Origin of the sequence: Streptomyces sp. NPDC056835 (assembly GCF_042789485.1) — a bacterium.
Classification (GTDB): Bacteria; Actinomycetota; Actinomycetes; order Streptomycetales; family Streptomycetaceae; genus Streptomyces.
Window position 1 is genome coordinate 1 of sequence record NZ_JBHUBB010000073.1, and the last position, 5,694, is coordinate 5,694.

The 5,694-nt window shown below is 65.1% G+C and carries 7 protein-coding genes and 1 tRNA gene; 5 read left to right on the top strand and 3 right to left on the bottom strand.

The genetic code is table 11. The annotated features are described in order from the left end of the window. Positions 1-139 precede the first annotated feature (139 nt). Positions 140-352: a DUF397 domain-containing protein gene (locus tag ACFRMN_RS38470; protein WP_383029129.1), complete on the bottom strand. Its 213-nt coding sequence runs from the start codon at positions 350-352 to the stop codon at positions 140-142. After that, positions 352-1,191, bottom strand: a complete 840-nt coding sequence (locus tag ACFRMN_RS38475) for a Scr1 family TA system antitoxin-like transcriptional regulator (RefSeq protein ID WP_383029132.1) — start codon at positions 1,189-1,191, stop codon at positions 352-354. The genes ACFRMN_RS38470 and ACFRMN_RS38475 overlap by 1 nt, the downstream gene beginning before the upstream one ends. A 678-nt stretch (positions 1,192-1,869) precedes the next feature. On the opposite strand from ACFRMN_RS38475, the gene ACFRMN_RS38480 reads away from it, so the two are divergent. The 4 genes from ACFRMN_RS38480 to ACFRMN_RS38495 all read left to right on the top strand — a co-directional run bounded on the left by ACFRMN_RS38480 (position 1,870) and on the right by ACFRMN_RS38495 (position 4,481). Next, entirely contained in the window at positions 1,870-2,067 is a 198-nt protein-coding gene (locus ACFRMN_RS38480) for a helix-turn-helix domain-containing protein (protein ID WP_383029145.1), read from the top strand. A 226-nt stretch (positions 2,068-2,293) separates the two neighbouring features. After that, positions 2,294-2,379, top strand: a tRNA-Cys gene (locus tag ACFRMN_RS38485). A gap of 80 nt (positions 2,380-2,459) precedes the next feature. Then, complete coding sequence (locus ACFRMN_RS38490; protein WP_383029134.1) at positions 2,460-3,329, top strand: radical SAM protein; 870 nt, start codon at positions 2,460-2,462, stop codon at positions 3,327-3,329. Positions 3,330-3,341: 12 nt separating this feature from the next. Further along, positions 3,342-4,481 carry a methyltransferase domain-containing protein gene (locus ACFRMN_RS38495; protein WP_383029137.1) on the top strand — a complete coding sequence of 380 codons (1,140 nt, stop codon included), beginning with the start codon at positions 3,342-3,344 and terminating at the stop codon, positions 4,479-4,481. 146 nt (positions 4,482-4,627) lie between these two features. Here ACFRMN_RS38495 and ACFRMN_RS38500 read toward each other — a convergent pair whose 3' ends face one another. Next, positions 4,628-4,900, bottom strand: a complete 273-nt coding sequence (locus ACFRMN_RS38500; protein WP_383029140.1) for a GntR family transcriptional regulator — start codon at positions 4,898-4,900, stop codon at positions 4,628-4,630. 164 nt (positions 4,901-5,064) lie between these two features. Here ACFRMN_RS38500 and ACFRMN_RS38505 point away from each other — a divergent pair, with 164 nt between their 5' ends. Next, positions 5,065-5,373 carry a hypothetical protein gene (locus tag ACFRMN_RS38505; RefSeq protein WP_383029142.1) on the top strand — a complete coding sequence of 103 codons (309 nt, stop codon included), beginning with the start codon at positions 5,065-5,067 and terminating at the stop codon, positions 5,371-5,373. Positions 5,374-5,694 lie beyond the last annotated feature (321 nt).

The window sequence follows — 5,694 nt, forward strand, 5'->3', positions numbered from 1 at the left end:
GCTTCTTACGCCCCCGGTTGACCGTCCGGTCCCGGATCTCGAAGTCCATCGCATCCCCTGAGCTGGGGTGTTGCGAGGACCACTAGAACTCAAGGGGGAAGAGGGCGGGGCTCTGGTCTGAAGTGCCTGGGGTACCGCATCACACGGCGTTGAAATCTCCGTCCTTGTCCTTGATGCCCGCCACGAACGAGGCGAACGCACCAGCGGGAACGTTCAGAACGGGACCGCTCGGGTTCTTGGAGTCACGGACGGGGACGATGCCGCGCGAGTCGGCAAGGTTGGCAGCCACCTCGACACACTGCCCGCCGTTGTCGCTGTAGGAGGACTTGGACCATCGGAGGGGTTCGGTCATCACAGGATGCCCTTTCGTAACTGGCTGATCATGGCGACAGATTCCGCCGGTGAGTGCGATTCCGCCTGTAGTTGATGGTAGGCGCTCAGCATGGGCAGAACGAATGTGTTGTCCCGTTCGAGGTGCCCCCGCTGAGCGGACTCCGCGTACGACAAGAGCGAGCGGTCCGACAATGTCAGTACCGTTATGGGCAAGTTGAACGGTCTGCGTTCTCCCATGTCGAACGGGGCCACCTGAAGCACGCTGTTCGGTAGCGCCGCGAACTCAACCAGCCGCGCCAACTGGGCTTCCATGATGGCCGGTCCCCCGATGGGACGGCGGATACAACTTTCGTCCAGCACCACGAAGACCCACGGTGGGGGCGTCCGGACGAGCGCTGCTTGTCGCTCCGCAACCAGCGCCACACGCTCGCTGGCCTGATCGGCCGTGACCGCCCCCCGCTTGACGGCGCTCCCGGCGAGCACGGATGCGTACTCCGATGTCTGGAGGAGACCGGGGATGACGCCCACTTCGTAGAGCCGGATTTCCGCTGCCCGCCCCTCGTACCCGACGTACTCCGGGAAACCTTCCAACAGCGAGCCATGGCGCATGTCTCGCCACTCGCGCTCGAACGAATCGGCCGTGTCCCCTGTGCCGAACACAAGGTCAAGCTTGCGCGAGAACGAGAGGGTTGGCGGTTTCCGGGCAGTTTCAATAGCCGAAATATGCTGGCTGGAATATTCCACCTTCCCGGCTAGGTCCTCCTGGCTCCAGCCGCGATCTTCCCGCCACCTGCGCACGCGGGCGCCAAAGGCCGCTCGCGGGCTGCTCTCAGGGTTCAGCTCCCTGCGGTTGACCATGCTGCTTTCAACCCCTCCTTCGATCCTGGCTAGTTGAAGGGGCTCTGACTCTAGGCCACGCTTGGTCGCCCTGGTAGTGATCCCGCTACGGAGAGGAGCGGACGTGACCCGGAAGAGCACGTCCCCCAAGCCCAGTGACGCGGACCAGCTCCACGCGCTGATAGCGGCCGGTGGAGTCTGGGGCCTGGCGCCTCGCTGGGTTCCCCGTGGCGGGTACACGCTGCCAACACGCTCTGTCCTCCGGCGTATGGAGACGGGACTCCTGATCGCATCCGTTCCGAGGATCGGTGAGGAGTGGTGAGCCGAGGAGTGGTGAGTCTGTGGGAGTACCTACACGGGCTCAGGCAGAGACGGGCTCTCCGGCGGTGCCGAAAGGCAGCACTGAATGAGCTAGCGCGCACACTGGTCCAGCTGGAAATCCTCGAAGCGCATGTAATCCAATGCCAGTTGGACCGACTAGATGATCCGGAGGATTTTGCCCGGACCTTCAAGGGGCCCTCATCCGGCAAAGGAGTAGGGGAATGACAGGAGGAGATTGGCACATGGATTACGAACCTGTGGGCCCGGAGTACGCCGCCACTGACCAGGGCTCCCCGAGTCCATCTCGACCCCGTAACTGGAGCACTTCAGTCGATGCAGAAAACGAAAACGACCACCCCCCTGACCTGGAAGAAAGGGATGCGAGTTGAGGGCCTGGATCGGAAAAGGGCGGCTGAAAAGTTGACGGATTGGTATCTGAAAGAGAACCTTTCGATCCGCGCCATACGCGACAGAACCGGAAGGTCGTTTGGATGGGTGCACCGGCTGCTGACAGATTCGGGTGTTAAATTTCGCACCCGTGGTGGCAACCAGCGTCAGTCTCAACGCGACGCTTGAAGCTGAAAGACAGAAAAGGAAGCGACGAATGATAAATCCTCCTCCTCCCGACAGCGATGACATCTCTGACGATGAACTCGGGGACGTCGTGAAGCGGTTGGCCTCTGGCACGTCTTCCAACGCGGAAATGCAGAGGGTCCGGAACACCATCAAAAACGAAAGTGCACGGCGTGACTAACCAGCACGAACGCGCCCCGTCGCAACCCGGCGGCGGGGACGCGCCCCGCCCCTTGTAGCTCAGTGGCAGAGCCCTGGGACACGGCAACGGTGTCGCTCCTTCCAGGCACTCCGGTTCGATTCCGGGCGAGGGGACTCCTGCCCCGACCAAAATTATTGGTCGGGGCAGGTCCGCAAGTGCCGTGCAATCCGTTTACGGAGAGGACACACGCGCCATGACCACGCTCACTGACCCACCGACCCGCCCGCTCGCCGGTATCAACTCGCTGGAGTTGGAGATCACCGGAAAGTGTCAATTCGCCTGTGTGCACTGCCTGTCGGAGTCCAGCCCGCAGGCATCACACGGTGAGATGACCCCTGCTGACTGGCGAACCGTCATCACCGATGCTGCCGCGCTCGGCATCCGTACCGTCCAGCTCATCGGTGGCGAGCCCACCGTTCACCCGAACTGGCAGGAGTTCGCCGGTCTCGCACTCTCGCTCGGGTTGCACGTGGAGGTGTACAGCAACCTGTACAAGGTGCATGACGAGTGGTGGGACCTGTTCACCCGCGAGGGAGTGACGCTGGGGACGAGCTATTACAGCGACGATCCTGCCGAGCACGACAAAATCACGGGCCGCGCGGGCAGCTACGCCCGCACCCGGTGCAACATCCGGGAAGCCGTGACACGCGGAATCACGGTCCGTGCCGGGATCGTGGACATCCTGCCGGGACAGCGCATCACCGAAGCCCGTGCCGAGTTGGAGTCCATGGGCGTGCGGCATATCAATACGGATCGGGTTCGGGCCGTGGGCCGTGCCGCACTTCCGGGTCGGGCCCCGGCGTTCGACGAACTGTGCGGGCGGTGCACGCGAGGACGTGCCGCAATCCTCCCGAACGGAGACCTCGCCGGCTGTGTGCTCGCGCGGGACTTCCCGGCGGGCAACGTCCGGGAGACTCGGCTTCGGGACCTGCTCGGGGGGCCGGTCTGGACGGCGCTCTCTGCGAGCATCCCGCAACCGGTACGCAACGCGTGCACGCCGGACGATTCCAGCGACTGTGACCCCGCGAGCACGATTGCATGTGATCCCGCGTACGACGACTAGGAAGGGTTCGGCATGGATTGGCAGAAAGCCGCGGAACGCCTTGCGGGCGGAGTGACCGACCCGGATTCCCGGTGGCGCTCCCCCGTCGCCAGTGTGCCCCGGCATGAGCTGGTGCCCCGCTGGTGGGAACGCGACGGTTCCGGGGGGTGGTCGTTGCGGGACGGGGCAGCCGATCCCGAATCGTGGCAGGACGCGGCCTACTCGGACCGTTCGCTGATCACCAGCGTCGGCGGGGCGCACGCCGACCATGCCGAACCCGGCGACCGGCCCCAGGGGTTACCCACATCGTCCGCAACTCTGCCGAGCCTGGTCGTTCGCATGCTGCGTCACGGACGACTCGGGCACGGACTTGACCTGTTGGACCTCGGCACCGGTTCGGGCGGACTCACCTCGTACGCAGCCACCCGACTCGGGGAGCAACACGTAACGAGCGTGGACGTAGACCCCTACTTGACGAGCGTCGCAGCGAACCGGCTCGCGCGCCTCGGACTGCGCCCTCAGTTCTTCGCACTGGACGCGACCGCAGCGATTCCCGGCACGTACGACCGGATCATTGCAACCGTCGCGCTCCAACCCGGTCCAGCGCTCCGTACGGTCCTCGGTGCGCTGCGCGAGGGCGGACGCCTAGTGACCACGCTCGCCAACACGTCGTTGGTCCTCACTGCGTGGAAAGGACCGGACGGGGAAGCGTACGGCCGAATCGAGAGCGACACCGCCGGGTTCATGAAGACCCGTACCGGCGCCGACTACCCGCCCGCCCTTGCCGGAATCTTCGCCCTCGCTCGGGAGGCGGACGGGGACGAGACCAGCAGGGGCCGATATCCCGTGGTGGATTTGGCGAACGCATGGGAGTTGCGTTCAATGCTGGAAGTCACGACACCGGGCGTGGAACTCGACTACGAACAGCGCGACCGGCACCGGACCGCCTACCTGGTCCATCCGGATGGGTCATGGGCCCGAGCGTCCGCCGAGTGGACAGCTCCGCCGGAAGTCCACCAGGGCGGACCGCAACGACTCTGGACAGCACTAGAGCGCATCCGCAACCGGCTCAACGCGGAAGGCTCGTTGCCGTTGCTCAGCGCACGGGTTCGCATCACTCCCGATGGCGTCTGTCACCTGTCACGGGGTAACTGGCGCGCGTCCATGGGATAACCATCCGCGCGCTCCGCCCCGCCCGTCTGCCGCGCGGAACAGACGGGCGGGGCTTTCCTGTCCTCGACGGGTCCCGCTCTCCGCTCAGTCGCCCAACGGCTGATGTGCACCGGGGGCCGGCTGGCGGGACCCGTCCGGGGCCGATCCTAGATGTCGCTCGCGCGGCCCTGGTCCTCGCTCCGGTCCCGGACGAACGTGCCCTTGCCCCACTCGGTCTCGACAAGACCGCGTTCCCGGAGCACCCGCACCGCCCGCCGGACGGTCTCCCGAGCTACGCCGTGCTGCTCACACAGTTCGGACTCTGACGGGATGCGCTCACCGGGCTTGATCCTGCCCGCCTCGATATCCGCGGTCAGCGCGTCCAGGACCCGCATATACGGGGCTCGCGGGCGGTGCGGGTCGGACGGGCTCTCAGACATAGGGAGAGCGTAGACAAACGGTCAAAGATGGGCGACTTAGACAGGCAGACGAGTTAGACGAGTTGGCTTACCGTCCTACCTGAAAACAAAAAAGCGCCCCGGCGGACCGGTCCTAAGCGATCCGCCGAGGCTTCCGCCGAACAGCTTTCGAGGAGCTGAACGACATGCGTGACTGTATCTCGCGTGCCCTGCTGTGGGTGCTGCGGATGATGCTTCCCGCCCGTGGACGACACGCAGCGGTCCCCGTAACCGCCCCCGCACCCGCACCGGTCAGTCCGTGGTCCGAGCCGTGGACCGGAGTAAGCGCCAAGGAGACCCGAGCGATCTTCCACGCCGAGGAAACCCGCTCGCTCACCCCGGAACAGCGCGAACGGTGGTGGGCCGCCGCGTTCTCCGAAATCGGCGTTGACTACGACTTCCCAACCATGAACATCACGGATGTGCGGAACGCGCGTCACGAGGCCGCAGCATGACCGCCGACGAGCTGTTTCCGTCCGCCACGGAAGCGGCCACGGTCATCTGCTGCGCGTGCGGCTACCCCACTGGTGCACCCATCGAGATCGGCTACGTGGAGCGCGTGAGCGGCCCCGGATACGTCCAATGCGTGTGCCCCGGATGCATCTACACCCGTCCGATCCTCGCGACGCACGCCGACCGTTTCGGAGATAGGAAGCACCCCCAACAGCCCCGTTCGGCCACGGGCGAATTCGAGGGGTCGTTGCAACACCGTGGTCGGTTGATCAGGCCGCGAGCAGTTTAGACAGGCGCTCGGCTGGGGTTTCCCAGCCGAGCGT